At 64.1% G+C, this 25,757-nt stretch carries 20 protein-coding genes; 8 read left to right on the top strand and 12 right to left on the bottom strand.

The window, feature by feature from the left end; all coding sequences use genetic code 11:
* Nucleotides 1-9: 9 nt before the first annotated feature.
* Entirely contained in the window at nucleotides 10-396 is a 387-nt protein-coding gene (locus ACRYLT_RS16400) for a PaaI family thioesterase (RefSeq protein ID WP_482665149.1), read from the top strand.
* Nucleotides 397-417: 21 nt separating this feature from the next.
* Here the strand turns inward: ACRYLT_RS16400 and ACRYLT_RS16405 are convergent, their stop codons facing one another.
* From ACRYLT_RS16405 to ACRYLT_RS16425, 5 genes are read right to left on the bottom strand one after another with little or no spacing between them, the layout of a single operon-like run.
* Nucleotides 418-1,560 (bottom strand): acyl-CoA dehydrogenase family protein, encoded by a 1,143-nt coding sequence (locus ACRYLT_RS16405; RefSeq protein WP_482665150.1) that lies wholly within the window; start codon nucleotides 1,558-1,560, stop codon nucleotides 418-420.
* A complete protein-coding gene (locus ACRYLT_RS16410; protein ID WP_482665151.1) occupies nucleotides 1,560-2,675 on the bottom strand; it encodes an acyl-CoA dehydrogenase family protein in 1,116 nt (371 codons plus the stop codon). The genes ACRYLT_RS16405 and ACRYLT_RS16410 overlap by 1 nt, the downstream gene beginning before the upstream one ends.
* A 3-nt stretch (nucleotides 2,676-2,678) precedes the next feature.
* A complete protein-coding gene (locus ACRYLT_RS16415) occupies nucleotides 2,679-3,842 on the bottom strand; it encodes an acyl-CoA dehydrogenase family protein (protein ID WP_482665152.1) in 1,164 nt (387 codons plus the stop codon).
* A 26-nt stretch (nucleotides 3,843-3,868) separates the two neighbouring features.
* Nucleotides 3,869-5,329 carry a flavin-containing monooxygenase gene (locus tag ACRYLT_RS16420; RefSeq protein ID WP_482665153.1) on the bottom strand — a complete coding sequence of 487 codons (1,461 nt, stop codon included), beginning with the start codon at nucleotides 5,327-5,329 and terminating at the stop codon, nucleotides 3,869-3,871.
* Nucleotides 5,326-6,099 (bottom strand): hypothetical protein, encoded by a 774-nt coding sequence (locus ACRYLT_RS16425; RefSeq protein WP_482665154.1) that lies wholly within the window; start codon nucleotides 6,097-6,099, stop codon nucleotides 5,326-5,328. Before ACRYLT_RS16425 ends, ACRYLT_RS16420 begins: the two co-directional genes overlap by 4 nt.
* Nucleotides 6,100-6,321: 222 nt before the next feature.
* On the opposite strand from ACRYLT_RS16425, the gene ACRYLT_RS16430 reads away from it, so the two are divergent.
* Genes ACRYLT_RS16430 through ACRYLT_RS16445 form a run of 4 tightly spaced genes read left to right on the top strand, consistent with a single transcriptional unit; the run spans nucleotide 6,322 to nucleotide 10,196 of the window.
* Nucleotides 6,322-7,572, top strand: a complete 1,251-nt coding sequence (locus ACRYLT_RS16430; RefSeq protein ID WP_482665155.1) for an acyl-CoA dehydrogenase family protein — start codon at nucleotides 6,322-6,324, stop codon at nucleotides 7,570-7,572.
* Nucleotides 7,569-8,654, top strand: a complete 1,086-nt coding sequence (locus ACRYLT_RS16435; protein ID WP_482665156.1) for a Zn-dependent alcohol dehydrogenase — start codon at nucleotides 7,569-7,571, stop codon at nucleotides 8,652-8,654. The genes ACRYLT_RS16430 and ACRYLT_RS16435 overlap by 4 nt, the downstream gene beginning before the upstream one ends.
* Nucleotides 8,655-8,664: 10 nt before the next feature.
* Entirely contained in the window at nucleotides 8,665-9,438 is a 774-nt protein-coding gene (locus ACRYLT_RS16440; RefSeq protein ID WP_482665157.1) for an SDR family NAD(P)-dependent oxidoreductase, read from the top strand.
* Entirely contained in the window at nucleotides 9,435-10,196 is a 762-nt protein-coding gene (locus ACRYLT_RS16445; RefSeq protein WP_482665158.1) for an SDR family NAD(P)-dependent oxidoreductase, read from the top strand. Before ACRYLT_RS16440 ends, ACRYLT_RS16445 begins: the two co-directional genes overlap by 4 nt.
* A 6-nt stretch (nucleotides 10,197-10,202) precedes the next feature.
* On the opposite strand, the gene ACRYLT_RS16450 is transcribed toward ACRYLT_RS16445, so the two are convergent.
* Nucleotides 10,203-11,021, bottom strand: coding sequence for a L,D-transpeptidase family protein (locus tag ACRYLT_RS16450; RefSeq protein WP_482665159.1), 819 nt, complete (start codon nucleotides 11,019-11,021; stop codon nucleotides 10,203-10,205).
* Nucleotides 11,022-11,381: 360 nt separating this feature from the next.
* Here ACRYLT_RS16450 and ACRYLT_RS16455 point away from each other — a divergent pair, with 360 nt between their 5' ends.
* Nucleotides 11,382-13,445, top strand: a complete 2,064-nt coding sequence (locus ACRYLT_RS16455) for a 3-hydroxyacyl-CoA dehydrogenase NAD-binding domain-containing protein (protein WP_482665160.1) — start codon at nucleotides 11,382-11,384, stop codon at nucleotides 13,443-13,445.
* Nucleotides 13,446-13,488: 43 nt separating this feature from the next.
* Here ACRYLT_RS16455 and ACRYLT_RS16460 read toward each other — a convergent pair whose 3' ends face one another.
* Complete coding sequence (locus tag ACRYLT_RS16460; RefSeq protein WP_482665161.1) at nucleotides 13,489-13,866, bottom strand: hypothetical protein; 378 nt, start codon at nucleotides 13,864-13,866, stop codon at nucleotides 13,489-13,491.
* Between the two features lie 122 nt (nucleotides 13,867-13,988).
* Nucleotides 13,989-15,419 (bottom strand): aldehyde dehydrogenase, encoded by a 1,431-nt coding sequence (locus ACRYLT_RS16465; RefSeq protein WP_482665162.1) that lies wholly within the window; start codon nucleotides 15,417-15,419, stop codon nucleotides 13,989-13,991.
* Between the two features lie 146 nt (nucleotides 15,420-15,565).
* Here ACRYLT_RS16465 and ACRYLT_RS16470 point away from each other — a divergent pair, with 146 nt between their 5' ends.
* The gene (locus ACRYLT_RS16470) at nucleotides 15,566-16,795 is read left to right on the top strand and encodes an NAD(P)/FAD-dependent oxidoreductase (RefSeq protein ID WP_482665163.1); all 1,230 of its coding nucleotides are present in this window, start codon (nucleotides 15,566-15,568) and stop codon (nucleotides 16,793-16,795) included.
* 72 nt (nucleotides 16,796-16,867) lie between these two features.
* Here the strand turns inward: ACRYLT_RS16470 and ACRYLT_RS16475 are convergent, their stop codons facing one another.
* From ACRYLT_RS16475 to ACRYLT_RS16490, 4 genes are all read right to left on the bottom strand, one after another.
* The gene (locus ACRYLT_RS16475) at nucleotides 16,868-18,430 is read right to left on the bottom strand and encodes a pectate lyase (protein WP_482665164.1); all 1,563 of its coding nucleotides are present in this window, start codon (nucleotides 18,428-18,430) and stop codon (nucleotides 16,868-16,870) included.
* A complete protein-coding gene (locus ACRYLT_RS16480) occupies nucleotides 18,421-19,425 on the bottom strand; it encodes an alpha/beta hydrolase (RefSeq protein ID WP_482665165.1) in 1,005 nt (334 codons plus the stop codon). Before ACRYLT_RS16480 ends, ACRYLT_RS16475 begins: the two co-directional genes overlap by 10 nt.
* The gene (locus ACRYLT_RS16485) at nucleotides 19,422-21,056 is read right to left on the bottom strand and encodes a family 43 glycosylhydrolase (protein ID WP_482665166.1); all 1,635 of its coding nucleotides are present in this window, start codon (nucleotides 21,054-21,056) and stop codon (nucleotides 19,422-19,424) included. The genes ACRYLT_RS16480 and ACRYLT_RS16485 overlap by 4 nt, the downstream gene beginning before the upstream one ends.
* 90 nt (nucleotides 21,057-21,146) lie before the next feature.
* The gene (locus ACRYLT_RS16490; protein ID WP_482665167.1) at nucleotides 21,147-24,110 is read right to left on the bottom strand and encodes a TonB-dependent receptor; all 2,964 of its coding nucleotides are present in this window, start codon (nucleotides 24,108-24,110) and stop codon (nucleotides 21,147-21,149) included.
* A gap of 236 nt (nucleotides 24,111-24,346) precedes the next feature.
* On the opposite strand from ACRYLT_RS16490, the gene ACRYLT_RS16495 reads away from it, so the two are divergent.
* Nucleotides 24,347-25,699 carry a pectate lyase family protein gene (locus tag ACRYLT_RS16495; protein WP_482665168.1) on the top strand — a complete coding sequence of 451 codons (1,353 nt, stop codon included), beginning with the start codon at nucleotides 24,347-24,349 and terminating at the stop codon, nucleotides 25,697-25,699.
* Nucleotides 25,700-25,757: the final 58 nt, after the last annotated feature.

Genomic DNA, 25,757 nt, shown 5'->3' on the forward strand with positions numbered 1-25,757 from the left:
GGCGGGCCGATGGACCCGCTGCCGCCTTATGCCCGCTTTCTCGGCATCAGCACCCACCGCTCGCAATCGGGCGAGCGACTGTTCGTCATGCCGTTCGGCGACGTCGTCCTCGGGCGTCCGGGCTATCTTCACGGCGGCGCGATCGCCGGGCTGCTGGAGTTCGCCGCTCTGGGGGCGCTCTTCGACCAATTGGGTTCGCGCGAGGGTGTGACGGTGAAGCCGGTCAATGTCACCGTCAATTTCATGCGGGGCGGTGTCGATCACGACACGTTCGCCGCAGCCGTCGTGACCCGGCTCGGCAATCGAGTCGCCAATGTCGAAGCGCACGCCTGGCAGCAGCACCGGGATAAGCCGATCGCGGCCGCGCAGATGAACGTCATGCTCAAGCGGGGTTAAGCCGCCGCCTCGGCCCGTCCGTTAACCGCCGCGCTTCAGAGTTTCACGAGCGATGACGAGCTGCTGGATCTGGCTGGTGCCTTCGTAGATCCGGAACAGGCGCACGTCGCGATAGAGCCGCTCGATCCCATAGTCGGCAATATAGCCGGCACCGCCGAAAATCTGGACCGCGCGATCGGCGACCCGACCGACCATCTCGCTGGCATAATATTTGGCGGCGGCGGCCTCGAGGACGATCGGAGCCCCCTGATCCTTGAGCGCGGCCGTTTCGAGCACCAGTGCCCTGGCCGCCATCGCCTCGGTCTTGGAATCGGCGATCATCGCCTGGACAAGCTGGAAGTCGGCCAAGGGCTTTCCGAACTGTCGCCGTTCGCTGGCATAGGCGACGCAGTCCGAAATCAACCTTTCCGCCACTCCGACGCAGACGGCGGCGATATGAAGCCGGCCGCGATCGAGCACGCGCATCGCGATCTTGAAGCCTTCGCCTTCCTCGCCGAGGCGGTTGACGGCAGGCACAGGTGCCTCGTCGAAGTTCACGTCGCAGACATGGGCGCCCTGCTGGCCCATCTTCTTCTCGGGCTTGCCGATGCTGACCCCAGGCAGGTCGGCGGGGACCAGAAAGGCCGAGACTCCGCGCGCACCCTCTTCCCCCGTTCGCGCCATCACCGTGAACAAGGAGGCCTTGTCGGCATTGGTGATGAACCGTTTGGTTCCACTCAGCCGGTAGACGTCGCCGTCGCGCACTGCCCGGGTCTGAACCGAGGCGCTGTCGGAGCCTGCCCCCGGTTCGGTCAGCGCGAAGCTGGTGATGATCTCGCCACTCGCGATCCTCGGGAGCCATTGCCGTTTCTGATCATCGGATCCTGCCATCACCAGCCCCTGGCTGCCGATTCCGACATTGGTTCCGAAGACCGAACGGAAGGCGGGAGTGGTTCGCCCGAACTCCAGCGCAAGTCGAACCTCCTCCGACATGGAAAGGCCAAGCCCGCCAAATTCCTGAGGGATTGAGAGGCCGAACAGTCCCATTTCCTGCATTTCCCGAACGATCCCGTCGGGCACTTCGTCTTCCTCGGCGACCCGCTCCTCCAGCGGACGAAGCCGCTCGGCCACGAACCGGCGGACGGTTTCGAGCAGCGCATCGAAGGTTTCCGGATCGAGCGGCATCAATAACCTTTCATTCGCGCAAGCCTGTCGGCATGGTAGTTCGGGTCGCCGAACAGTTCGTTCAGGACCCGGTCGCGCTTCATGTAGAGGCCGATGTCAAATTCGTCGGTCATGCCGATGCCGCCGTGCATCTGAACGCCCTCCTGAACGGCAAGAGTCGACGCCCACCCCGACTTTGCCTTGGCGACCGAGACCATCGCCTCCGCTTCAGCGCCTTCTTCGTCGAGCAGCTGCTGGGCCTTGAGCGTCGCCGCCCGGGCGATTTCGAGCTCGGAATAAAGGTGTGCAGACCGGTGCTGAAGCACCTGGAACTCGCCGATCAGCCGCCCGAACTGCCTGCGCTGCTTGAGATAGTCGACGGTCATGTCCATGGCGGCCGATCCGACTCCCACCAGTTCCGCCGCAGCGGCCGATCGACCGGCGTTCAGCATCCGGTTCAGCACGGCTTCACCACCGCCCACCTCGCCAACAACCGAGTCGGCGTCGACTTCGACCTGATGGAAAGTGAGCCGAGCGCCGATGCTGCTGTCGGCAAGTCGGACCCCTTCGGCCTCGAGCCCGCTTGCGCCCTTTTCGACCGCAAACAGGGTCAAGCCGTCATCGGTCTGGGCTGCGACAAGGATCACGTCGGCGGCCGTTCCCTGCACGACGAACTGCTTCTGGCCCGAAAGCCGGAAGCCGTTGCCGGATCGCTCCGCCCGCATCGCGATCGACTCCGGCCGATGCTTTGGTCCTTCGTCGATCGCCAGAGCGGCGACCGTGTCGCCGGACAGGATTCCGGGATACCAGCGTTCGCGCGCCGCCGTTCCCTTGAGCGCTTCGACGAAGGCGACGGCAGTCATCAGGAACGGCGAGGGCGTCAGGTTGCGGCCGATCTCTTCCATCACGATTCCGGCCTCGACATGGCCAAGGCCGAGCCCGCCGTCAGCTTCCTCGATGAGGATCCCGTTGAAACCCATCTCGGCGAACTGCTTCCACAGCCCATGTCCGAAGCCGTCGGGGCAGTTCCGATCCCGCCAATGTCGCAGCTGTTTCGTGATCGCACCTTCCTCGGCCATGAAGCCGCGCGCGGTATCGCGAAGCATCGCCTGATCTTCGTTGAGGTAGAGCGGCATGGATCAGGCTCCGGGAAGCTGGAGGATGCGTTTGGCGACGATTCCGAGCTGGATTTCGCTGGTTCCGCCCTCGATCGAATTGGCCTTGGTGCGAAGCCACTCGCGAGCGGCCTTGCCCTTCCGGGACCGGTCGCTCTCCCATTCGAGGGCGTTGGAGCCTCCAGCCGCCATGACCAGTTCGTGGCGACGCTTGTTCAACTCGGTTCCGGCATATTTCATCATCGAGGGCTGGGCCGGATGGGCCAAGCCCGCCTTGAGCTCGTCGATGAAGCGCTCGCTCATTGCCCGGAAAGCCAGCGCCTCTACGTCGAATCGGGCCACGTCGGCGCGAAGGAAGGGATCGTCGGCGACGGCGTCCCTGAGCGCCTCTCCAAGCACTCCGGTCTGGCCACCCAGACCCATCCCGCTGATCATTTCGCGCTCATGGCCGAGCAGATATTTGGCGACGTCCCAGCCCCTGTTCAGTTCGCCGACGATCTGGTCCTTGGGAACCTTCACGTCGTCGAAGAACGTCTCGCAGAAGGGGGAATAGCCGGAAATGAGAAGAATCGGTCTCGTCGACACGCCAGGCGACGCCATGTCGAAGAGAAGGAAGCTGATGCCCTGATGCTTGGGAGCGTCCGGATCGGTTCGGACCAGGCAGAAGATCCAATCCGCCTTGTCCGCATAGCTGGTCCAGACCTTCTGCCCGTTGACCAGCCAGTGATCGCCCCTGTCCTCGCACCGGGTCTGGAGGGACGCCAGGTCCGAACCGGCATTGGGCTCGCTATAGCCCTGGCACCAGCGGATCTCGCCGCGCGCGATCTCGGGAAGAAAGCGCTTCTTCTGGGCCTCGGTGCCATATTTGAGCAAAGCCGGCCCAAGCATCGAGATGCCGAAGCTCATCAACGGATTTCGGGCACCGAGCCGGGCCATCTCCTGCCGCAGGATCTTGGTCTCGGCCGGTGACAGGCCGCCGCCGCCATAGGCCTCCGGCCAGTCCGGAACGGTCCAGCCGCGCTCGGCCATTAGCTCCATCCAGCGCTTCTGCGCTTCGTTCTTGAAGGTCGGGTTGCGCCCGCCCCAGCACAGGTCCGTTTCGTCGCGGATCGGCTCGCGCATTTCGGGTGGGCAGTTGGACTCCAGCCAGGCGCGCGTTTCCCGGCGGAATGACTCAAGGTCCGTCATTACGGCTCCTCTCCTTTACGTAAACGTCAACTGCCTTGCCGCTTTTCAGGAGTCAACGGGGGCGTTCGAAACTCCATGGCCTGATCGGTCACGGAGGCGATGCGCATCATGACCAGGTCGCGGATGTAGTTCTGGTGGACTCGCCATGGCGCCTCGGTCCCCTGAGCCGGCAGGAAAGATTCGGCCCGTTTCACATAGCCGGAGCTGAAGTCGAGCATCGGCCGACGCTCGATTCCGCTTTCGGGCAGGCGCGGGACACAGATGGCATAACCATGCTCATCCATGTGGCTGAGGAGCCGGCAGACATAGCGCGAGGCGAGATCCGCCTTCAGGGTCCAGGAGGCATTGGTGTAGCCGAATATGACGGCGAGATTAGGCACGTCGCTGAGCATCATGCCCTTGTAGCTCACATGGTCGGCGACGTTGACCGGGTCGCCGTCGATCGACAGCTCGATCCCGCCGAGGAGCTTCACGACCAGTCCGGTCGCGGTTACCACGACGTCCGCCGGCAGCTCCATGCCCGAGCTCAGCCGCAGGCCTTCGGGCGTGAAGCGCTCGATCGTGTCGGTGACGACCGAAACGCTGCCAGCCCGGATCGAATCGAACAGATCGCCGTCGGGGAGCAGGCAGAGCCGCTGGTCCCAGGGGGCGTAGCTGGGCGAGAAGTGGCGCTGGACGTCATAGCCGGGCGGAAGCGCGTCGGCGGCCATCTTCACGATCGCCTGCTTCACCTTGTCGGGGCGCTTGCGGGCACGATCGAAGAAGAACAGCCCGAGCAGCACGTTCTTCCAGCGCGCCAGCCGGGTGCCGATCCGGGGCGCCAGAGGGTCGCGCGAAGGACGCGAAACGATATAGGTCGGCGAACGCTGAAGCATGGTTACGTGCGCTGCCTTCCGCGCCATCGCGGGAACGAGTGTAACCGCGGTGGCGCCACTGCCGATCACGACGACCCGCTTGCCTGAATGGTCGAGATCCTCGGGCCAGAATTGCGGATGAACCATCCGGCCGGCAAAGTCGCCTTCCCCGGGCCATTCGGGTCGATAGCCCTGCGAATAGTCGTAGTAGCCGCTGCACAGGAACAGGAAGTTGCAGGTGAGCCGGCGCCCTTCGCCTTCCACCTCGACGTCCACTGTCCAGCGCGCCTCGGCGGAGGACCAGGAGGCCCGAACGACCCGGTGACCGAACCGAATGCTCCGATCAATGCCGAACTCGCGGGCCGTGTCTTCGACATAGGTGCGGATCGAATCGCCATCGGCGATCGAACGGTCGCCTCGCCAAGGCCGAAAGGGGAAACCGAGCGTGTACATGTCGCTGTCGGAGCGGACTCCGGGATAGCGGAACAGGTCCCAGGTGCCGCCGATGCGATCCCGCGCCTCCAGGATCAGCCACTTCTTGTCGGGGCAGCGAGTCTGCAGGTGGTAGGCGGCGTCAATTCCGGAAAGGCCGGCGCCGACGATCAGAACGTCGAAATGTTCGCCCTGGATCATCCCGTGCAGAGGGAAAGAAAGGCGATCTCCATCACCGTGTCGGCCTCCACCGGCAGCGGATTGGAATCGGGAGGGCCGTATTCGCGATAGTCGGTCATGGTGCCACCGGGATCATGAGTTCGCCGGGCGAGCGCAGCGATCGTCCGCGCCTGACAGTCGATCTGGAGCAGATAGGAGATTCCACTCGGCGGCGTGTCCGGATTGATCAGTCGGAACCATGCCTTGCCGGAGCCAGGCTGGCGTTCGACGGAGCCCGCATCGACGGCGATGCCCTGGCCCGATCCCGCGCTGCCCAGGTTGAGCCAGGTCACGGCATTTCCGGGAGGGGCCGGAGCGCCGGATGGCGGCGGCAGGCTGCCGGGGCGAACGGCGCCCGGAATTAGCGCCGGTAAAGCCTCCTGACGGCGAGGGACGATCTCGTCGCTCGCATCGCAGCTCGCCGCCGCTCGGGCGAGTTCCAGCCGCACCTGTGGATCGCCCATCGATCCGGCCACGTGCATCAGGTCCTGGATGGTCAGTCGGTCGGGATCGAAATAGCCCTGTCGAACCGAGGAAGCGGCGCGCTGGAAGCGGCGGAGCTGAAGCGGGGTCAGGCTGGCGCCGAGCCGCTCCGCCACGCACTGCGTCTGACGAAGATTGAGGCCATAGCGCGTGAGCTGACCGTCGATGATGTCGGATCGCGGACCGACATAGTCGGCGACATTGCCCGCGCAGCCGGAAAGAAAGGCGGCCAGCAGGGTGAGCGATGGCAAGCGAATGAGGGCTCTCACGGCATGCTGGTTATCAATCCCGACAGCGCCGCGCCAGCCGGTGAGCGAACAGTGGCACGGCAGCAGCAGGTCGTCCGCTTCGCGAGAGTGCAGAGGTGAGAGTGCAGCCCGGGCTAGCCTCGCCGCCGCATCCGACCGGCTCGCGCGGGTAGCCCGCCACTGGCGCAGATCGGGAGTTTCTGGCAGCCTTGCCCGGCAGCCTCAGCGAGGGAATCCGACCGGATGGACTTTGACCTTACGGAACGCGAACGTTTTTACCGGGACCAAGTGCGGGAATTAATCGAGATTCGGATTCGCCCTCGGACCAAGGACTATAAGGACCAACTTGCCACTGGCGAGCGGTGGCAGCCGATCGAGGTGATCGAGGAGCTGAAGCCGCTGGCCAAGGCGGAAGGTCTGTGGAACCTGTTCATGCCTCCGGGCTGGGCACTCGCCCATGTCGACGACAGCTTCCAGTTCGAAGGAACGCAGCTCACCAACCTCGAATATGCCCTCTGCGCCGAGGAGATGGGGCGCATCGGCTGGGCGTCCGAGGTGTTCAACTGCTCCGCGCCCGACACGGGCAACATGGAAGTGCTTCACCGTTACGGCACGCGAGAGCAGAAGGAGCAGTGGCTTCGACCGCTGATGAACGGTGAAATCCGATCGGCCTTCCTGATGACGGAGCCCGCGGTCGCCTCCTCCGACGCGACCAACATCCAGTGCGAAATCAGGCGCGACGGCGATGAATATGTGATCAATGGCCGCAAATGGTGGTCTTCGGGCGCTGGCGACCCGCGCTGCAAGGTGGCCATCGTCATGGGAAAGACCAATCCCGACAATCCCCGCCATCAGCAGCAGTCGATGGTGCTGGTGCCCCTCGATTCGCCCGGCGTGACGATCGAGCGCCCATTGACCGTGTTCGGCTATGACGACGCGCCGCACGGCCATATGGAGGTCGAGCTCAAGAACGTCAGGATCCCCGTCTCGAACATGCTGCTGGGTGAGGGACGCGGCTTCGAGATCGCTCAGGGGCGGCTCGGTCCGGGACGGATCCACCACTGCATGCGGACCATCGGGGCAGCCGAAGAAGCCTTGAAGGCGATGGTCATCCGTCTCCAAAGCCGAGTCGCGTTCGGCAAGCCCATTTCCTCGCACAGCGTCTGGGAGGAGAGGATCGCTCGGGCCCGGATCGACATCGAATGCTCGCGACTGCTGTGCCTCAAGGCGGCCGACATGATGGACAAGGCCGGCAACAAGGCCGCGAAGGGCGAGATCGCGATGATCAAGATTCACGCTCCCAACATGGCGCTCCGGATCATCGACGATGCCATTCAGGCGCATGGGGGCGCCGGCGTCTCCCAGGATTTCGAACTGGCCAAGAGCTATGCCGGGATCCGAACGCTGAGGCTCGCCGACGGGCCGGACGAAGTCCACGCCCGTGCGATCGCGAAACTCGAATATGCCAGGCATGCGGTGGAGCCTCAGGCGTGAAGGCGGCGGTCCTTCGCCAGGCCGGCACTCCACTGGCGATCGAGGAAGCGACGCTCGACAATCCGGGTCCGCGCGAGGTGCGCATCCGCACCTCCGCCTGCGGGCTGTGTCATTCCGACCTCCATTTCATCGAGGGAACCTATCCGCATCCCCTCCCCTGCGTGCCGGGTCACGAGGCGGCGGGGATCGTCGAGGCGGTTGGAAGCGAGGTCCGGACCGTCAAACCCGGCGATCATGTGGTCACCTGTCTTTCGGCCTTTTGCGGCCATTGCGAATATTGCGTCACCGGCCGGATGTCGCTCTGCCCCGGCGGAGACACGAGGCGGCCCCGCGGCTCCACGCCGCGGATCACCGGCGGCGATGGTCAGCCGATCAACCAGATGCTCAATCTCTCGGCTTTCGCCGAAGGCATGTTGATTCACGAGCATGCCTGTGTCGCGATCCATCCGGAGATGCCGCTCGACAAGGCGGCAGTGATCGGCTGTGCCGTCACGACCGGCGCCGGAACCATCTTCAACGCGGCAAGGCTGACACCGGGAGAGTCCGTCGCGGTGATCGGCTGCGGCGGAGTGGGACTTGCGACGATCAACGCCGCGAAGATTGCCGGAGCGGGACGGATCATTGCCGCGGACCCAGTGCCCGAAAAGCGCGAACTCGCACGAAGGCTCGGCGCCACTGATGTCGTGGATCCGACCAGCGAGGGTGCGGCAGGCGAAATCGTCGAAATGACCAAGGGCGGTGTCGATCATGCGATCGAGGCCGTCGGCCGACCGGCCTCGGCAGAACTGGCAGTGAAGGCGCTTCGGCGCGGCGGGACCGCCACCATTCTCGGAATGATGCCGCTTGACCATCAGGTGGGCCTCGGAGCGATGGACCTGCTTTCCGGCAAGAAGCTCCAGGGCGCTTTCATGGGCGCCAATCGCTTCCCGGTCGACATTCCCCGACTGGTCGACTTCTACCTTCGTGGCCTCCTCGATCTCGATGCCATCGTTGCCGAGAGGATCCGACTCGACCAGGTCAATGAAGGCTTCGCGAGAATGAAGAAAGGCGACGCCGCCCGCTCGGTGATCGTGTTCGATTGAGGGAGAAAGTATGAGCCTGTTCGACCTGACCGGAAGGGTCGCCATCATCACCGGTAGCTCACGCGGGATCGGCCGATCGATCGCCGAAGCGATGGCCGATCAGGGCGCCAAGGTGGTGATCTCTTCGCGCAAGGCCGAGGCCTGCCAGGAGGCGGCCGACGCGATCAATGCCAGGCATCCCGGATCGGCCATCGTCGTTCCCGCCAACATTTCCTCCAAGGAGGAACTCCAGAACCTCGTCGACTCGACGAAACGGGAATGGGGCAAGGTGGACGTGCTCGTCTGCAACGCTGCCTCCAATCCCTATTACGGACCGATGGCCGGGATCTCGGACGACCAGTTCCGCAAGATCCTCGACAACAATATCATTTCCAACCACTGGCTGATCCAGTTGGTGGCTCCGGAGATGGTCGAGCGGCGCGAAGGATCGATCATCATCGTCAGCTCGATCGGCGGATTGAAGGGCTCCCCGGTGATCGGCGCCTACAATATTTCCAAGGCGGCCGACTTCCAGCTCGCCCGGAATCTCGCCCAGGAATTCGGCCCCCATCAAGTGCGCGTCAACTGCATTGCTCCGGGGCTGATCCGGACGGATTTCGCCCGCGCTCTGTGGGAAAATCCCCAGACTTTGAAGATGGTCACGAGCATGACTCCGATGCAGCGGATCGGCGAGCCCGAGGAGATTGCCGGAGCGGCAGTGTTCCTCGCCAGCCGAGCCTCGACCTTCGTGACCGGCCAGGCGATCGTCGTCGACGGTGGGAGCACCATCGGAGTGGGCCTGTGAGCGGCCGACTGGAAGGAAAGGTCGCGATCGTCACAGGCGCCGCGTCGGGTATCGGCAAGGCAACGGCGACCTTGTTCGCCCGCGAAGGCGCGAAGGTCGTTGCGGCTGACGTCAACGCGTCCGAGGGCATCGTTGCCGCCTGCGCAGGCACCGAGGGCGACGTGAAAGGGCTCGTGGACAAAGCGATCGGCGACCATGGCGGCCTCGACATCTTCTTCGCCAACGCCGGCATCTCAGGGGGCCTCGCATCGCTGTTCGAGCAGAGCGTCGAGGATTGGCAGGAAATCCTTCGAGTCAACCTGATCGGGCCCTGGCTGGCGGTCAAGCATGCTGCGCCGGCAATGAAAGCCCGCGGCGGCGGGTCGATCATCGCCACCGCCTCGGTCGCGGGCCTCCGTGCGGGTGCCGGCGGTCCGGCTTACTCAGCCAGCAAGGCCGGCGTGATCCGGCTCGTCCAGGTTGCCGCGACGCAATTGTGCGGCGCCAACATCCGGGTCAATGCCATCTGCCCGGGACTCATCGAAACGGGAATGACCAAGGGCATTTACGACATGGCGCGCGCGGCCGGAAAGGAAGACCTGATCGGCCACCTCAATCCGCTCAAGCGCGGCGGCCAGCCCGAGGAAATTGCCAACGCCGCGCTCTTCCTGGCTTCGGACGAGGCGAGCTACGTCAACGGCCACGCTCTGGTCGTCGATGGCGGCCTCTCCGCCTCGCACCCGTTCCATCGCCAGGAATATGGCCGAACCGCCTTCTGAGGCGGCTCAGTCGGTGCCGACCGGCGCTTCCTCATCGGGACCGCCCATACCGGCATAAAGACCGGCTCCGCGAACCATCGCCAGCGCCTCTCCGGCAGAGGGCGATTGCCGGATGATGTGGACCGAGGCGCCGACCTGGGTAACCGCGAACAGCTCGCGGGCAAAAGCCAGCGGCAGACGCACGCAGCCATGCGACGCGGGTCGGCCAGGAATCTGCCCGGCGTGAAGCGCGATCCCGTCCCAGGTGAGCCGCTGCATGAACGGCATGGGCGCATTGTTGTACAGGTTCGAATAATGCTCTCGCCGCTTCTGCAGGATGTTGAACGTGCCGGTCGGCGTTTCATGACCTCGGCGCCCGGTCGACACGGTGGTGATGCCGATGAGCGTCCCGCCGCGATAAACATAGGCGCGCTGAAGCGGAATACTGACGACGACCTCTACCTCACCCTGGCTCGACCGCTCCGGCGCCCAGATGAACTCGCCCGGAGCGAGCTCCGCCGCGGCCAATGTGTCGTTTGCGTCGACAATGGCGGCAGCGACCATCGCCGCTGGTGTGGCGGCCTGAACCGGCGGAGCGGTTGACTGGGGAATCGCCGCTTCGTCAGCGGTCGCGTTCGCCAGCACCGAACCTGTCGACGACGCGGGGGCACAGCGACAATCTGACGAACGGCCTTGCAGCGAGCCTGAGCGATTGCCGCTTGACGCCTGGACCTCTGTCGGTTCGGCGGAGCCGCTCTGATCTGGATAGGCGGAGCGAACCGGAGTGATGGCGAACAGCAGGGAGGTCCCTGCAACCAGTCCGTTACGGATGAGCGAATTGTACATCTTTTCTTCTGCGGGACTTTGGCCCGCCCTTCTCTTCGGCCCGGATTGGCCGCCACGGCCGACTAGACATGGTGCGTCGCAGCATTGTGCCGCCCGCAAGTCTTAGTTGTTACGTTTGTTGCAGGTGTCCGAATGGGGGAACGCGGCAGCTCATCGGTCTCAGTCGATCCGCCGGCGTAACCGAGGGTGCGCTGGCGACCAGGGCGAGTCCGAGTCCGCTATGGTGGCGAGAATCTCCGCCGGTCCGACGACGGTGAACACGAGGGCGATCCCACACTTAGGACCTCGGGCGGGCCGGCACGTGCGGTTGACGTTTACGTAAAGACGCGCCATCGGCAGGTCGACAAAGGAGGCATGCCAATGAGCCCGATTTCCACCAGGAAGCATGGCGACGTGCTGGTCGTCACGTCGAACAACCCGCCTGTGAACGCGCTCGGACACGCGGTTCGCGAAGGCTTGGTCAAGGCCATCGAGGAGGCCGATTCAGACGAGAGCGTCCGGGCGGTGGTGATCCTCTGCCAGGGGCAGACCTTCTTTGCCGGAGCCGACATCAGTGAATTCGGCACTCCGAAGTCGATGCAGCCTCCGGTTCTTCCCCAGGTCGTGGATATCATCGAGAATTGCACCAAGCCCGTGATTGCCGCGATCCACGGCACCGCCTTCGGTGGCGGGCTCGAGGTCGCGCTGGCGAGCCATTACCGAGTTGCCGTTCCGTCGGCGAAGCTCGGCGTGCCGGAGGTGAAACTCGGCCTTCTTCCCGGGGCCGGCGGCACTCAGCGCCTGCCCCGCGTCGCCGGCGTGAAGAAGGCGCTGGAGATGGCCGCGACCGGAAATCCGATCGGTGCTCGCGAGGCATTCGAGATCGGCCTCGTCGACCGGCTGATCGAAGGCGATCTCGAGCAGCATGCCGTCGCTTTCGCCGAGCAAGTGAGGGACGTGCGCCCTATTCCGAGGACGAGCGAACGGGACGACAAGATCGCCGAGGTACGCGGCAACCCGGCCGTTTTCGACGAATTCCGACAGGCCAATGCCAGGAAGTTCCGCGGCTTCGACGCCCCGGAATATAATATTCGCGCGATCGAGGCGGCGGTCACGAAGCCTTATGCCGAAGGCGTTCAGGACGAACGGCGGCTCTTCATGGAATTGATGAGCGGCACCCAGGCGCGAGCACAGCAATATTTCTTCTTCGCCGAGCGCAAGGCGGCCAAGATCGAAGGCTTGCCCGACGACACACAGCCGCGCGAGATCCGCAGAGTCGGCGTGATCGGCGCCGGCACGATGGGCGGCGGCATTTCCATGAATTTCCTGTCGGCCGGGATCCCCGTGACGATCGTCGAAATGGCTCAGGACGCGCTCGATCGCGGCACCGGAGTCATGCGCAAGAATTACGAGGCCAGTGCAGCCAAGGGCAGGATCACCGCCGATCAGGTGGAGCAGGCGATGGGATTGCTGAAGCCCACGCTGAGCATGGACGATCTCGGCGATTGCGACCTCATCATCGAGGCCGTTTTCGAGAATATGGACATCAAGAAGGAGGTGTTCGGAAAGCTCGACAGGATCGCCAAGCCAGGCGCCATCCTCGCCTCCAACACGTCCTATCTCAACATCGACGAAATCGCCGCGGCCACCTCTCGACCTCAGGACGTGCTCGGCCTCCATTTCTTCTCGCCGGCGAACGTCATGAAGCTCCTCGAGGTCGTCCGCGGAGCGAAGACGGCGCCGGACGTGCTCGTCACCGCCATGCAGCTGGCCAAGAAGATCAGGAAGGTCGCGGTCGTTGCAGGCGTCTGTTACGGCTTCATCGGCAATCGCATGCTGATCCCGCGCCAGCTTCAGGCCAACCAGCTGTTGATCGAAGGCGCCACCCCCCAGCAGATCGACAAGGTCCATGTCGACTTCGGAATGCCGATGGGACCGTTCCAGATGGCCGATCTCGCCGGTGTGGACATTGGCTGGCATCGCGATCCGAGCCGGATCGAGAATATCCGCGACGCATTGTGCGCGATCGATCGCTGGGGACAGAAGAAGGGGGCCGGTTTCTACGACTATGACGAGAAACGGCGCCCCTCCCCTTCGCCCAGGGTGCAGGAAATCATCGAAGAGTTCCGAAGCAAGGCGGGTGTGCAGCCGCGCGAGATCAGCGATCAGGAGATCGTCGAGCGAACGCTCTACACGATGGTCAACGAGGGCGCGAAGATACTCGACGAGGAAATGGCGCAGCGCGCGTCGGACATCGACGTGGTCTGGGTCTACGGCTATGGCTGGCCAGTCTATCGCGGCGGTCCGATGTTCTGGGCGGACACCGAAGGCCTGCTCAAGATCGTCGAAGGCCTAAAGCGCCAGGCGGAACGCCTTGGCCCGGAATTCGGTCTTTCAGACCTGCTGCTCCGCAAGGCCGAGGCCGGGGAAAGGTTCACGCGCTAGCGTGAACTCACCCCCGGCCTGATCGGTCTGCGATGGATCGGGTTCAGCAGTAGCGGACCCGGACATAGTCGCGATACCAGGGGTCCCACTCCCACCGGGTAAGGCAGCGCCGAGCATAATAGCGACGCGGGTGTCGGGCGCGGTAATAGCGGTCGTCATAGTAGCGACCGCGATAGTAGCCGCGATCATAATAGCCGCGCCGGTCGTAATAATAAGGATCGTAGTAGCGGCCGCGCCGATCACTTGAAGCGATCGCCGCGCCGATTCCGAGGCCGATTATCCCGGCACCGACAGCCCAGGCCCAGTCGTCATCCCTGTCGCGATCGCGCCGCCATCTCTGGGCTTCCGCCGGCGCTGCGGTCAGCGCCAGCATCGCCGCCAACGTCAGGCCGGCAAGACTCGTCCTGAAGACCTTCTTCATGAGGCTACTCCTGCAACTTCGCCCCTGTCGGGGCGAAAACGCTCGGAAGAGCCGCTTGTTCAATGCCGGACTGCCCCGAGCCGGCTTGGGCAGCGAAGTCCCCAATGGATATGGCTGTTGACCTAGATCGGATAGGCGCCCGGTTCGGTTTCCAGAGTGATCCAGCGAAGCTCCGTAAAGCTGTCGATGCCCGCTTTGCCGCCGAAGCGGCCATAGCCGGAGGCGCCGACCCCACCGAAGGGCATTTGCGGCTCGTCATGAACGGTCGGCCCGTTGACGTGGCAAATGCCGGAATGGATCCGGCGCGCCACTTTGAGGCCGCGAGCCGAATCGCGAGTGAACACGGCGGCCGAGAGGCCATATTCGCTGTCATTGGCGATCCGAACGGCATCGGCCTCGTCGCGCGCCCGGATGATCGCAACCACCGGTCCGAAGCTTTCATCACCATAGAGCTTCATGTCGGGGCCCACGCGGTCGAGAACGGTGGCGCACATCAGAACACCGTCCGATTTCCCGCCTGCCAAGGTAACCGCGCCCTTGTCGAGAGCATCGTCGATCAGCCCGTTGACCCGCTGAACGGCGCTTTGATCGACGACGCAACCGAGCGGAGCCTTGTTCTCCCGAGGATCGCCGCAGACAATCGAAGCCGCCCTGGCGGCGAGTTTCTCGGCAAAGGCATCGGCAACGGCCTCGACAACGATGATCCGTTCTGTCGACATGCAGATCTGGCCCTGGTTCATGAACGCCCCGAAGGCTGCGGCCTTGGCGGCCTCATCCAGATCGGCATCTTCGAGGACGATCAGCGGCGCCTTGCCGCCGAGCTCGAGCAGGACCGGCTTCAGGTGCTCGGCGGCGCGTCGAGCGATGATCCGACCGACCTCGGTCGATCCGGTGAAGTTGATTCGCCGAACCGCGGGATGATCGATCAAGGCACCGACGATCTCGCCCGCATCCTCCGGCGCGTTGCTGACCAGGTTCACCACGCCTTCCGGAAAGCCGGCGTCGGCGAAGCAGCGGACGATCAGTCCATGCGTGCCAGGGCAAAGTTCCGAAGCCTTCAGGATGACGCTGTTGCCGCAGGCGAGCGGGACGGCGATGGCACGTACCCCGAGGATGATTGGAGCGTTCCAGGGCGCGATCCCGAGGATCACTCCAACCGGCTCGCGCAGCGCCAGCGAGATGCAGCCCGGCTTGTCGGACGGAATCACCTCGCCGCCGACCTGAGTCGTCAGAGCGGCCGCTTCGCGGATCATCCCTGCGGCCAGGGCGAGGTTGAATCGAGCCCAGCCCTCCGTCGAACCCGTCTCGCTGATCATGAGGTCAACGAACTGGTCCGACCGCGCCTCGAGCGCGGCCGCCGCCTTGTTGAGGAGCGCGCGACGCGGGCTGGGCCCCAGCGCACTCCAGTCCGGAAAAGCGGCGGCCGCCGCTTCGGCAACTTGGCGGGCCTCTTCCACGGTGAAAGCGCGAGCGCTGGTGGCGACTTTCCCCGTCATCGGGTTGAGGCGTTCGAATGTCCGGGCGGTCGAGCCTGGTGTTGAATCGATCATCATCATCGTCTGCTATTGGCAAATTCGCCGTCGAGCCAGCCTTTCCCCGCATCTCTTCCCTCGCTCGCAGAACGATGTCCGCCTCATCCGAAGCGAGGTTGGACGGCGCCTTGCGCTTTCTCTATCCGGGCCGAAAGAGGAAGGCAGAGTTGATCGAACAAACGGCTTTCGACGTCCTGATCGTTGGTGGCGGACATGGTGGAGCCCAGGCGGCAATCGCCTTGCGGCAGCGCCATTTTCAAGGCTCGATCGCACTGGTGAGCGCCGAGTCCGAGCTGCCCTACGAGCGGCCGCCCTTGTCCAAGGAGTATCTGGCTGGCGAAAGATCGTCCGAACGACTGCTGATCCGGTCCCCGGATTTCTGGCGGGACCGCCAGGTCGAGATGCGGCTTGGGCAGAAAGTCATCCGAGTCGAGCCCGACGCCCATCAGGTGCTGCTCGAAGATGGTCGCGCTCTTGGTTACCGCCGGCTCATCTGGGCGGCGGGCGGAGTTCCTCGCAGTCTGGCCTGCAGTGGTGGCGATCTTCCAAACGTCCACACGATCCGATCGCGGATCGATGTGGACTCGCTGTTACGGGATCTGCCCGGGAGGCGCCGCCTGGCGGTCATCGGCGGCGGCTTTATCGGCCTTGAGGCGGCTTCGGTGCTTGCAAAACTGGGCAAGCAGGTCGTCCTCCTCGAGGCTCAGGATCGGGTGCTCGCGCGGGTTGCGGCAGAGCCGATCTCCCGCTTCTACGAAGCCGAGCACCGAGCACGGGGAGTCGACGTCCGGACCGGGATTTCCGTCCAATGCATCGAGGAGCGCGACGGCGCCGCAAGCGGCGTGAGACTGGCCGACGGTTTGCTGATCGAAGCGGATGCGGTCATCGTCGGAGTCGGCATCGATCCTGTCGTCGAGCCGCTGCTTCGCGCCGGCGCGAAAGGCAGCGACGGAGTCGATGTCGATGAATATTGCCGGACCGGGCTTCCCGACATCTTCGCCATTGGCGACTGCGCCGCTCATTCCAACCGCTACGCCGATGGCGGTCGGGTTCGGCTGGAATCGGTTCAGAACGCGCATGATCAAGCCGTGGTCGCCGCCGAGGCGATCCTCGGGGATCCGCGCCCCTATGACTCGGTACCCTGGTTCTGGTCCAACCAGTACGACCTCAAGTTGCAGACGATAGGCCTGGCTCACGACCATGACGAAGTGATCGTCCGGGGCGAGCCTGCCAGCCGCAGCTTCTCCGTCATCTACCTTCGGAACGGCCGGGTCGCAGCGCTCGACTGCGTGAACGCCGTCAAGGACTATGTTCAGGGGAAGCGGCTCGTCGCAGAGCGACTGTCACCGCCCAAAGACAAGCTGGCCGACCAGCAGATCCCTCTGAAAACGCTTTGAGCCGGGCGGCCGCAGAAAGCTGGTCGACTCCTGGCCGTCGCCAGTCTCGCTCCGGGACTCTGCCTCCTGGCCTCAGTCGTTTCGCTGCAGCTCTTCGATCAGGCGCGCCATGTTGGCGATGTAGGCAGCGGTCGAGATGCCGACCACCGGCGTTTCGCTCGGGTAAGGCGAGGTATCGCTCGAGTCGCCTACATGGGTGGAACGGAAGTCTCCGGCCTGTATCTCGGCTGGCCCGGGGCCGCGATACGGGTTGCTGGTCGCGACCAGGGGCGTGGGCCAGTAGCCACGCGCGTTAAGGGCGCGGATGATCTGTCGCGGCGTTCCGGCCGCGCGAGCATTGAGATCGGAACCGGTCTGGCTTCCGCTCACGAAGTAGCGGGGCAGAGGCATCGGACTGGTGGCGAACAGTGGCGAAAAGGCCCGGACCTGCTCCGAAAAGGTGTCGCGCAGCCGCGCATATTCGGCGCGCAGCGCCGGAATGTCGATCGCCCGAAAGGCCGAATAATGGCCGATCGTCGCCTCGGCGTCATAGTCCCAATAATATTGTCCGTTGACCACGTTCGATCCGCGGCGGTGGACGTAGATCGGGCGGTTGGTGCCGATCTCGATGAAGGTCGGGAAGGCGCGATTGCCGCGCTCCTGCCCCGCCGGGAGGCGAACCGTTTCCAGCCAGTCCAGCGCCTCGGGGATCCGTGCCAGGAACTTGGTCTCGCCGGTCAGGCGGTAGAAGTCCATCAACGCCTGGACGTTGGCAGCGGTCGTCTGAGTCGCGAGCGCCCGAGGTTCGTAGGAGCGCGCCTCGGCGGGTTGCAGGTCGAGCGTGTATTGAAGCGCCCAGCCGGCTTGCGGCGGGCCAAGCTGAGTCACCAGAAAGGCGTTCATCCCGCGGACGATCGCGTCACGGACCCGAGTTTCGCCGAGCGCCTGATAGCACATGATCAGGAAGCGGATATTCTCCGCCGCCACGTCGTCGTTGAACGTGATCAGCCGCGCATAATCGGGGTAGGTCTCACTGTGCGGGTAGCGCTGCGGCCAGCCGCCGATCGGGTATTGGCTTTCCAGGACGAAATCGATCGCCCGATCCAGTGCCGGCCGGTACTTCGGATCGCGCTTCTCGACATAGAGTCGGAGCAGGAATTGCATCGCTTCCGAAGTGCCGGCATCGTCGAACGTCGCGTTGCCGCCGTGATGCTGGAATTCCTCCATTCGCCAGGCGTTGCGGCCGACCGTCTCATACCAGTTGCGGGTCGAGGCCTCGCCGGCAAAGTCGATGAAATAGTTCCAGCCGCCGCTTCGATGCTGGCCCCAGATCAGGGCTCCGGCGACCTGTTCGGCCGCCCGGTAATAATAATCGTCGCCCGTGGCGTGATAGGCATCGAGGAAGAGATGCCCCATGGTCGCGGTTCCGGGCGGCTGAACCCAGATCATGCTCGGCGCGGCTTCGAGTTCTCCCCAGCGGCGCGAAAGGTCGGGAAGATAGGACCAGACATAGCCGCCATTGGTCGCCACTTCCTCGACCATGAACTCCGTCGCCCGCCGCATCGTCCGCTCGATTTCGGCGCGGTCCTGGGCCGGAGCCGGTGCGGCGACCAGTAAAGCGATCAGCACCAGGACCAGTCGGACGATCACGTCCATAATCCCTTGCGCCGCCCCCATGCGGTGAACAATGCAGGCCAACCTTCGACGGATTTGCCACGCGCCAGACGCAGGCCGAAGCCATGACCGCCATCGGGAAAGAGATGCGTTTCGGTCTCCACTCCGGCTTCGCGTAAGGCCGCCCGCAGGAGCAGGCTGTTCTCAACGACGACCGCCTCGTCATCCTCCGCATGGAGCAGGAAGACCGGCGGACAATCGGGGCGAACATTATGATTGGGCGAATGCGCCCGCTCGAGTTCTGCCGCGGCATTCTCCCCGATCAGATTGCGTCGCGATCCCGCATGCGCCGTCGGCAAGGTCATCGAGATGACCGGGTAAATCGGCGCGACCGCATCCGGGCGGGCGCTTAGCCGGTCGGCGGAATCGACGGGCTGGTAGGTCGACGCATCGAAGCGCGTCGCAAGGTCGGCGCAGAGATGGCCGCCCGCGGAAAAGCCGAGGGCGCACACTCGGCCAGGATCCAACCCGAATCGGCCCGCTTGGTGGCGGATCAGCCGAATGGCCCGCTGGGCATCACCGATCGCGACATCGGGTCCCGCGGCCCACCCTTCGTGCGGCAGACGGTAGAAGAGGACGAAAGCGGTGATGCCCCGTGCAGAAAGGAGGCGCGCCATTTCATAGGCCTCCTTGTCGATCACCACCCAATTATAGCCACCGCCCGGCATGATCAGCACCGCCGAACCGTTCGGACGCTCCGGGCGGAAGACGACCAGGCGCGGGCGAGCAATGCCGAAGACATAACGATCGTTGTAGGATGGGTCGCTGCTCCGCTCGCGCACGGTTTCGACCGGAAGGACTGCCGGAGCACCGGGTGCCTGCCCGGGCCAGAGGTCGATCGTCTCCGTCGGCTCAGGCTGGCTCATATGCGGTGACTCGCGCGTTGCCGGCGGCGGCGTTTGTCCGGCGGCTGCGGAGCTGGCTCCCACCCCGACGGCCAGGCCGGCGATTAGTGCGGTTCGGCGATCGATCATCATTGCAGCGCCCGATAGGTGAAGTTGGAAAAACGCACCTCCCCTGCTCCGGCTGCGTAGAGTGCCGGCCGGAGGCTGAGGAAGTCATAAGCGACGTTATGGTGGTAACCGGAAACTTCCATCTGAACGTCGAACTTCTGCCAGCTGCGGCCTTCGTCCGCGCTCGTGTGGATCGTCAGGATGTTGCGATCATTGGTCAGCCGCAGCCGAAGCGCCCGAAGCGGGCCGCTTGCACCCGAGTCGCGCTGGCCCGGCGCCGTGCCGCTAAGGCGCTGCAAGCCGTATCGGTGCATGACCAGGCCGCGGTCGCCGAGGCCCAAGCCGGCATAAAGGCGGCGATTGTAGAAGAGGAGAAGGCCGCCCTCGGCACCGGGATCGACCTCGACATCGGCTTCGATCCGGTAGCGCTGGTCGCCGGCGATGCAGCTGAGCGGCGAGCAGTCGCTCGGGCTGCTGCCCTTGCCGCGCAGGTGCAGCTTGCCGCCGCCGAGACGGACCCGCCCCATTTCACCGGCCGCGGGATCATAGAAGGCCCATTGCGTGCCGAAGCGGGGCTCGGAGAAGTCATCGCTCAGCGCGGCGCCATGCGGCTGCGGCCCAAGTTCGAGCGGTTTCGCGATCCTCCGGGACAGGTCGCCGCCGAGCGGTCGAACCCAGCCGCTCGTCGTCCATTCAACCGGCTCCAAAAGGGTCTGACGTCCGAGCGTCCAATAGCCATTCTCGTAACCGTGATAGATCATCCACCAGCGACCGTTGGGTCCTTCAAACAGGGTGGCGTGACCGCGCGACCACCATTTCTCGCGCTCGGAAGTGGTGCGGATGATCGGATTGCCGGGATCATCTTCCCAAGGCCCGTGGATCGACCGCGACCGAGCCATGATCACCATGTGCCCGGTCGGCGGGCCGGCTGTGCCGCCAACGGCCGTCGTCATGTAATAATAGTCGCCGCGGCGGACGATCTTGGGGCCTTCCGGAGCGAATGTCTCAACGACCCAGTCCTCGGGATAGCGCCAGGGGTCGTAGACATGCTCTACGTCGCTCGTCCTCCTCAGACCGTCGCGGCTGAGCCGGACTCGATCACCGCCGGAGAGGAAAAGATAGCGTTCGCCATCTTCGCCGACCGCATGCCCCGGATCGATATGGTTCGGCAGGTCGAGGTCGATCGGCTCGGACCAGGGCCCCTCGATCCTGTCGGCATGGATGACATAGATCGATCTCTTGTCCGGGAACCGGGCGGGGATGTAGACGAAATAGCGACCTTGATGCTTCACCAGTTCTGGAGCCCAGACCGAGCCGATCGGAATGCGCAAGGCAGCCGTAACCGGACGCCAGTTCACGAGATCGCGGCTGTGCCAGATGACGATTCCAGGATAGGCGTCGAAGCTCGAGAAGGTGACGTAATAATCGTCACCGTCACGCAGGATGGTCGGATCGGGCCGATCGCCGGCGAAGATGGGGTTGAGGAAGGTACCGTCGCCAAGATCGGCGCGCCTCTGCCCTTCGAACCCGCGGCCCCAGCTCATCTCGGAATAAGGGTCAAGCGAGCTCGACGCCCGCGAGCCCTGCGCAAACAGGCGCGCCGGTGAGAGCGACAGCCCGCCCAAAGCGAGGCCGGCCGCCGCAATGGACTTCATGCTGGTTCGACGATCCACGTCACTGCCTCTCGGTGAAGGACCGAACGCCGATCGAAGCGCCCGGCCCGAAGTCAAAGGGATGGCGGTGGATCAGAGGCGATAACGGACACCGAGCAGAATGGTCCGGCCGAAATGATTATATTCGTAGTTTCGGTTGGCATCGATGTCCGTCCAACGGTCGCGATATTCGTCCGTGAGATTGATCCCCTCGAGCGAGACCTCGAAATGATCGTTGATCTCGTACCGGACCGCCGCATCCAGGTTCAGAGTCGAATTGTAGCCTTCGAAGACGTTGCCGGTGCCGCTGTTTCCGTCGATGAACCCGCTCCGATAGCTCACCGACGCACGAGCGCTGAACCGGCCGTCATCATAGTAGAGCGTGGCGTTGAAGGTTCGCTTCGACAGCCCGAAGAAGGTCGCGCTCCGCTCCTCTGGAACCGCAGCAGCGTAATTGCCGTTGGCGAGATAGGCGGTGCGTGGCCCCGTCACGAGATAGGTGGCGTCGGAATCGACGAAGCTCGCATTCACGATCCCGCCGAAATTGGACAGGAGGCCAGGCAGGAAGCGAAACGGGCCTTGAAGCGCCACTTCGAGACCGTTGAGCGTAGCCCCCTCGCCGTTGACCGTGGTATTGATCGACCAGATCGGGGCCGCCCGGAGCGCCGGATCCAGAGCAGCCGGCGATGAGGGGACCAGCACCGAAACCGGGAGTCCCGTGGAATCGAAGGAGATATCGGTGATCGTCTCCGATACCGGGAAGCTCGCAATATCCTTCCTGAAGACGGCAACCGAGAAGATCGACTCCGGCGCGAAATACCATTCGACCGCCAGGTCATAGTTGGTGGCGCGATACGGCGAGAGTTGCGGGTTGCCGAAATTGATCCTGAAGTTGAAGCCGTCGGCAGAACCGCCCGGCGTCAGGCTTCCAAGCGAGGGCCGGGTGATCACCTTGGCCACTGCAGCGCGAACGATGACGTTGCGGGTAGGATAGAGCGCCAGGTTCACGGCTGGAAGCCAGTCATCGTAGTTGCGCTCGACCGTGCGTTCGACTCCGCTGAGCAGACCAGTCGAAGTCTGGTCGGTGCGCGCGTAGCGGATGCCGGCGTTCAGCGCATATTCGAGGCCGACCAGGTCGCCCCGGGCATCGAACTGGAGATAGCCGCCGGTCACCTCCTCCGCGACGCTTCGCACATTGCCGGCGTCCACCCGCAGCTCCCGACCGTATAGATTGGTAAACTCGGCTGCATTGCGGAGGTTAGGGATCAGCCAGGATGTTGTCGTCCCCGCAGGCTGTCCGGCATTTCCAAGCTCGAACAGCTCGGCAAGATCTGACGTGACGGGGAAACCGTAGACGGATCCTGGCCCGAAGGCAGAGGAAGGCGAGCAGGTGATCGTTCCGAGCACACGATCCGGACCGCCATTGCCGCAGACAGCCGTGTCGCGCGTAAACGCCTCGGACGCGAAACTGAAGCGCCGGTACACGGCACCGGCCTTGATCTGCAGACCGTCGGTGACATCCCATTCGGTACGCAGCTGCGCCGTCCGGAACCGGTTCGTCACGCTGGACGGACGATCGCGGATCTCCGCGAGCTGGAAATTGGCCGGGTTCGTCATGTCCGTGCCGAAAGTGAGCACCGGGCTACGCGAATTGGTATAGTCGTAGCTATAATCCTGGGCGGCGCGGTTGTCGAAGACGATCGTCGTTTCGACGGGGATCGCCGCTTGCGACCTGGACAAGCCTCCGAGGAGGGTGAAGCGGAAGCTGTCGCTGACCTCCTGGTCCCAGGTTGCGCCAAGCTGGTAGAATTCGGTCTCGGACTGGCGCAGATAATGCTCGGTGCGGACCCAGGCATCATCGAACGTGGCGGAAACGAGATTATTCGTCTCCGGGTCGATCACGAAGTTGCTGACGTCGATCCGGCGCTGGTTGCTTCGGAAAAGGACCTCGCCCCACTTCTCCTCACGATCCTCGCGGAACCGGGAATAAAGGCCATCGATCGAAAGTCGGGTACGATCGCTCGGCTCGAACTGAACGCTCGCCGTGAGGCCGAGCCGTTCGCGATCGTGCCCAACCTCGCCGTAGCGGGGGATTCGGGGGTGAAATGCCAGGCCGACCTGCCCGCAGGCACCGCCGGCCGCGCCGGGGCGGAACACGCCGCCATTATTGGCCACCGGAGTCGCGCTGGTAGCGCTTGTGTACCAGCAGGGCGTCCCGTTCACGGAATCGAACCGCGCCTGTTCCCACCGCACCGTATTGTTGCCGAGCTCCAGCGTATCGAGCTTGGAATAGGCGCCGGAAACGGAGACTCCGAAGGTCCGCTCCGGATTGGTCCAGGAGATCAGTGCGGCGACCCGCGGTCCGACATTGTCGCTGAGATCGTTGTAGGAAGCCTGCGCCGAAAGGGCGAGATTGAAGCCCGGGCGCCCACCGAGCGGATTGCCCGTATTGAGATCGATCACAGCGCCGAGCGATCCCTCGTCCAGGGAAGCTTCGGCGGTCTTGTGAACGACAATCGAGCTGAACAACTCCGAGGCGAAGACGTTGAAGTCGAACGCACGGTCGCGGTTGGCAGAAGCGCCGTCGGTCGAGGTCGCGATTGTCTCGAGCCCGTTCAGACGAACCCGGGTGAACTGGGCGCCCAGCCCTCGAACGGTGATGGCACGGCCCTCACCGCCGTCACGCTGGATCGCGATTCCGGGAATGCGCTGAAGCGACTCGGCCAGGTTCTGGTCCGGAAACTGGGCGATGTCCTCCGCGACGATCGCATCAACGGCGGACACCGATTGCCGCTTCAGGCTGAGCGCAGCGTTGAGCGAAGCTCGAAAGCCAGTGACGACGATCGCGTCATCTCCGACCGGATCGGACGCCGAATCCACCCCCTCTCCCTCCAGCGAAGGAGCGACCTCTGGTTGCTCTTCCTGGACAGGCTGCCCCTGATCTTGCGCAAGGGCGTGTCCGCTGAACGCCGTCCCGGCGATCACCAGCGCCGAGGCCGCCCCCATCAAACGGAGCGCGAGTCGCTTGTGCGGACCAAATTCCTGTTGTGCGGCCATCTTCAATCCTCCCCAACCATGACACCGGTGTCTATCCGGCGCCGGCAAAAACCGCGTGCATGACCGCACAGCGAGATTGAAGGTCGAGGAGCCCTGCTGAGCCGCCTTCCTCCCTCTCCGAAGTGCTGCGTTTGCCGCAGTCATTCTTCTCGGTTGCTCTACTTGAGTAACCGGTGTCATAAAGGATTAGTGCCGTTGAGAAGCACGTGTCAAGACCAAGCGCCGAGAGGGTTTCAATGAGGCTGTTCCACGTTCCATTTCTGATCTTTTGCAGCCTGTTGGCTGCGCCGGCTCTTAGCCAGCCTTTCCCCGGCGCGGTAGGCTGGGCCGCTTCGACTCCGGGCGGTCGCGGCGGAGCCATCGTCAGAGTCACCAATCTCAATGCCGATGGCCCGGGTTCTCTCAGGGCGGCACTGGAGCGAAGCGGTCCGCGAATCGTCGTGTTCGAGGTGGCGGGAGTGATCGATCTCGGTCTGACGACCCTCACCATTGACGATCCCTTTCTCACCATCGCAGGGCAAACGGCGCCTTCGCCGGGGATCACGATCATTCGGGGCGGGATCGACATCCGCACCCATGACGTCGTCGTTCGGCATATCCGAATCCGGGGCGGGGTGTCCGGTCAGGCGCGCCGGAGTGGTTGGGAAGCCGACGGCATCTCCACGGTAGGGGCTCGCAATATCATCATCGATCACTGCACGATCAGCTGGGCCGTGGACGAGAATCTTTCCGCCTCCGGACCGCGCTTCACCGGCGACACGGTCGAGGAATGGCGGCGCGGCACTTCACACAACATCACCTTCTCCTACAACATCCTTGCCGAGGGGCTCGCTGACGCCAGCCATCCGAAAGGGGAGCATTCGAAGGGATCGCTGATCCACGACAATGCGACGGGAATCCTGATCTACCGCAACCTTTATGCGCACAATTACGAGCGCTCTCCCCTGCTCAAGGGCGGAGTCCATGCGGCGGTGGTCAATAATCTCATCTTCAACCCCGGAGCGCAGGCGATCCACTACAATCTGATGGATCTGGAATGGGGCGATCGACCGCACCAGCTCGGCGAACTGTCGGCTGTCGGAAACGTGCTTCGCGCCGGCCTGTCGACGCGGCCCGACATCGCCTTTCTGACGATCGGCGGCGTCGGCGACCTGCGCTTTCACGGCCGCGACAATCTTGCTGTCGACCGGCGCGGCGAGCCGCTGCCGATGTTCGGCCGCTATACCACCAGCCCGGCTCGGATCATCGAGGTCGCCAATCCCCTGGTCTGGCCCCAAGGGCTGGAGGCCCTGCCCGCCGATCAGGTCGAAACGCATGTGCTGCGCTTCGCCGGTGCTCGCCCCTGGGATCGCGACGCGCACGACGTTCGAGTGACTTTCGACGTCGCCGAAGGACGGGGCGAGATCATCGATGACGAACGGGAAGTCGGCGGCTATCCTCAGGTGGAGCCCACGCGTGCGCCTTTCGTCGAGGCCGAGTGGGACCTGGCGACGATGGAACCGCGCTCGGGCCGCTATCCCGGGCAGCGTGACGATTTCATCCAGCAGCCGACGACCGCTCGCGACCGAGAAATGCGCCGCCAGCCCTAGTCTCGAGAACGGGCGGCCGAAGGGCTCTGCGCCAAGCCTCTGCCGATCCGACGGCTGC

Source organism: Sphingosinicella sp. SM1-17, from assembly GCF_056821765.1.

Coding starts and splice junctions, on each gene's coding strand:
- ACRYLT_RS16400 (WP_482665149.1), top strand. CDS start 10: ATGGACCCGCTGCCGCCTTATGCCCGCTTTCTCGGCATCAGCACCCAC.
- ACRYLT_RS16405 (WP_482665150.1), bottom strand. CDS start 1,560: ATGCCGCTCGATCCGGAAACCTTCGATGCGCTGCTCGAAACCGTCCGC.
- ACRYLT_RS16410 (WP_482665151.1), bottom strand. CDS start 2,675: ATGCCGCTCTACCTCAACGAAGATCAGGCGATGCTTCGCGATACCGCG.
- ACRYLT_RS16415 (WP_482665152.1), bottom strand. CDS start 3,842: ATGACGGACCTTGAGTCATTCCGCCGGGAAACGCGCGCCTGGCTGGAG.
- ACRYLT_RS16420 (WP_482665153.1), bottom strand. CDS start 5,329: ATGATCCAGGGCGAACATTTCGACGTTCTGATCGTCGGCGCCGGCCTT.
- ACRYLT_RS16430 (WP_482665155.1), top strand. CDS start 6,322: ATGGACTTTGACCTTACGGAACGCGAACGTTTTTACCGGGACCAAGTG.
- ACRYLT_RS16440 (WP_482665157.1), top strand. CDS start 8,665: ATGAGCCTGTTCGACCTGACCGGAAGGGTCGCCATCATCACCGGTAGC.
- ACRYLT_RS16450 (WP_482665159.1), bottom strand. CDS start 11,021: ATGTACAATTCGCTCATCCGTAACGGACTGGTTGCAGGGACCTCCCTG.
- ACRYLT_RS16455 (WP_482665160.1), top strand. CDS start 11,382: ATGAGCCCGATTTCCACCAGGAAGCATGGCGACGTGCTGGTCGTCACG.
- ACRYLT_RS16460 (WP_482665161.1), bottom strand. CDS start 13,866: ATGAAGAAGGTCTTCAGGACGAGTCTTGCCGGCCTGACGTTGGCGGCG.
- ACRYLT_RS16465 (WP_482665162.1), bottom strand. CDS start 15,419: ATGATGATCGATTCAACACCAGGCTCGACCGCCCGGACATTCGAACGC.
- ACRYLT_RS16475 (WP_482665164.1), bottom strand. CDS start 18,430: ATGGACGTGATCGTCCGACTGGTCCTGGTGCTGATCGCTTTACTGGTC.
- ACRYLT_RS16480 (WP_482665165.1), bottom strand. CDS start 19,425: ATGATGATCGATCGCCGAACCGCACTAATCGCCGGCCTGGCCGTCGGG.
- ACRYLT_RS16485 (WP_482665166.1), bottom strand. CDS start 21,056: ATGAAGTCCATTGCGGCGGCCGGCCTCGCTTTGGGCGGGCTGTCGCTC.
- ACRYLT_RS16490 (WP_482665167.1), bottom strand. CDS start 24,110: ATGGCCGCACAACAGGAATTTGGTCCGCACAAGCGACTCGCGCTCCGT.
- ACRYLT_RS16495 (WP_482665168.1), top strand. CDS start 24,347: ATGAGGCTGTTCCACGTTCCATTTCTGATCTTTTGCAGCCTGTTGGCT.